This window comes from Acinetobacter sp. Colony158, from assembly GCF_019264745.1.
GTDB classification, from domain to species: domain Bacteria; phylum Pseudomonadota; class Gammaproteobacteria; order Pseudomonadales; family Moraxellaceae; genus Acinetobacter; species Acinetobacter ursingii.
Map to the genome: position 1 here is coordinate 1,209,782 of NZ_CP078523.1, position 2,057 is coordinate 1,211,838.

2 tRNA genes and 1 rRNA gene (1 of these 3 cut by a window edge) are annotated in these 2,057 nt (G+C 47.5%); all 3 read left to right on the forward strand.

Annotated elements, in window-relative coordinates:
• Positions 1–1,434 (forward strand): 16S ribosomal RNA (locus JR005_RS04760) (it extends 105 nt beyond the left edge of the window).
• Between the two features lie 168 nt (positions 1,435–1,602).
• Positions 1,603–1,679 (forward strand) — tRNA-Ile (locus JR005_RS04765).
• A 54-nt stretch (positions 1,680–1,733) separates the two neighbouring features.
• A tRNA-Ala gene (locus JR005_RS04770) sits at positions 1,734–1,809 on the forward strand.
• The last annotated feature ends 248 nt before the right edge of the window (positions 1,810–2,057 follow it).

The following is a 2,057-nucleotide window of genomic DNA, read 5'->3' on the forward strand; positions in this document are numbered from 1 at the left end:
GGTGAGTAATACTTAGGAATCTGGCTATTAGTGGGGGACAACATTTCGAAAGGGATGCTAATACCGCATACGTCCTACGGGAGAAAGCAGGGGATCAATAATGACCTTGCGCTAATAGATGAGCCTAAGTCGGATTAGCTAGTTGGTGGGGTAAAGGCCTACCAAGGCGACGATCTGTAGCGGGTCTGAGAGGATGATCCGCCACACTGGGACTGAGACACGGCCCAGACTCCTACGGGAGGCAGCAGTGGGGAATATTGGACAATGGGGGGAACCCTGATCCAGCCATGCCGCGTGTGTGAAGAAGGCCTTATGGTTGTAAAGCACTTTAAGCGAGGAGGAGGGTACTGGTATTAATACTACCAGCTACTGGACGTTACTCGCAGAATAAGCACCGGCTAACTCTGTGCCAGCAGCCGCGGTAATACAGAGGGTGCGAGCGTTAATCGGATTTACTGGGCGTAAAGCGTGCGTAGGCGGCTAATTGAGTCGGATGTGAAATCCCCGAGCTTAACTTGGGAATTGCATTCGATACTGGTTAGCTAGAGTGTGGGAGAGGATGGTAGAATTCCAGGTGTAGCGGTGAAATGCGTAGAGATCTGGAGGAATACCGATGGCGAAGGCAGCCATCTGGCCTAACACTGACGCTGAGGTACGAAAGCATGGGGAGCAAACAGGATTAGATACCCTGGTAGTCCATGCCGTAAACGATGTCTACTAGCCGTTGGTCTCTTTGAGGGATTAGTGGCGCAGCTAACGCGATAAGTAGACCGCCTGGGGAGTACGGTCGCAAGACTAAAACTCAAATGAATTGACGGGGGCCCGCACAAGCGGTGGAGCATGTGGTTTAATTCGATGCAACGCGAAGAACCTTACCTGGTCTTGACATAGTAAGAACTTTCCAGAGATGGATTGGTGCCTTCGGGAACTTACATACAGGTGCTGCATGGCTGTCGTCAGCTCGTGTCGTGAGATGTTGGGTTAAGTCCCGCAACGAGCGCAACCCTTTTCCTTATTTGCCAGCACTTTGGGTGGGAACTTTAAGGATACTGCCAGTGACAAACTGGAGGAAGGCGGGGACGACGTCAAGTCATCATGGCCCTTACGACCAGGGCTACACACGTGCTACAATGGTCGGTACAAAGGGTTGCTACCTAGCGATAGGATGCTAATCTCAAAAAGCCGATCGTAGTCCGGATTGGAGTCTGCAACTCGACTCCATGAAGTCGGAATCGCTAGTAATCGCGGATCAGAATGCCGCGGTGAATACGTTCCCGGGCCTTGTACACACCGCCCGTCACACCATGGGAGTTTGTTGCACCAGAAGTGGATAGTCTAACTGCAAAGAGGACGTTCACCACGGTGTGGCCGATGACTGGGGTGAAGTCGTAACAAGGTAGCCGTAGGGGAACCTGCGGCTGGATCACCTCCTTAACGAAAAGATTGGTTGATTGGTAAGAATCCACAACAAGTTGTTCTTCTGGTATCTGAATGAAAGATATAAAAGAAGCATTTTCTCTTTTTATGAAGTGAGGCAAGAGCGTCTATCGCTACGCTGTCTTGCGAAATATAAAAGAGATGAAATCTCTTTTATATTTCTCAGGGTCTGTAGCTCAGTTGGTTAGAGCACACGCTTGATAAGCGTGGGGTCACAAGTTCAAGTCTTGTCAGACCCACCATTCTGACGAATAGATTAATGAGTACAGAGTTAAAGATACGTAATGATATAAGCTGGGGACTTAGCTTAGTTGGTAGAGCGCCTGCTTTGCACGCAGGAGGTCAGGAGTTCGACTCTCCTAGTCTCCACCACGTACTTAAAAGAGTACGGGCTAGATTAAATTATAGAGCTTAGTAAATATAATGATTTATTAAGCTCTGTGATTAATCACAGTTTAATGTAGCTGACGAGGTTACATTAATTCATTAACAGATTGAGAATTGAGTCTGAAATAAATTGTTCACTCAATAACAAAGAGAGAAGAAGTAATTCTGATCTCAGAGTTAATTGAGAACTAGCAAATTAACTGAATCAAGCGTTTTGGTATATGAATTTAGAT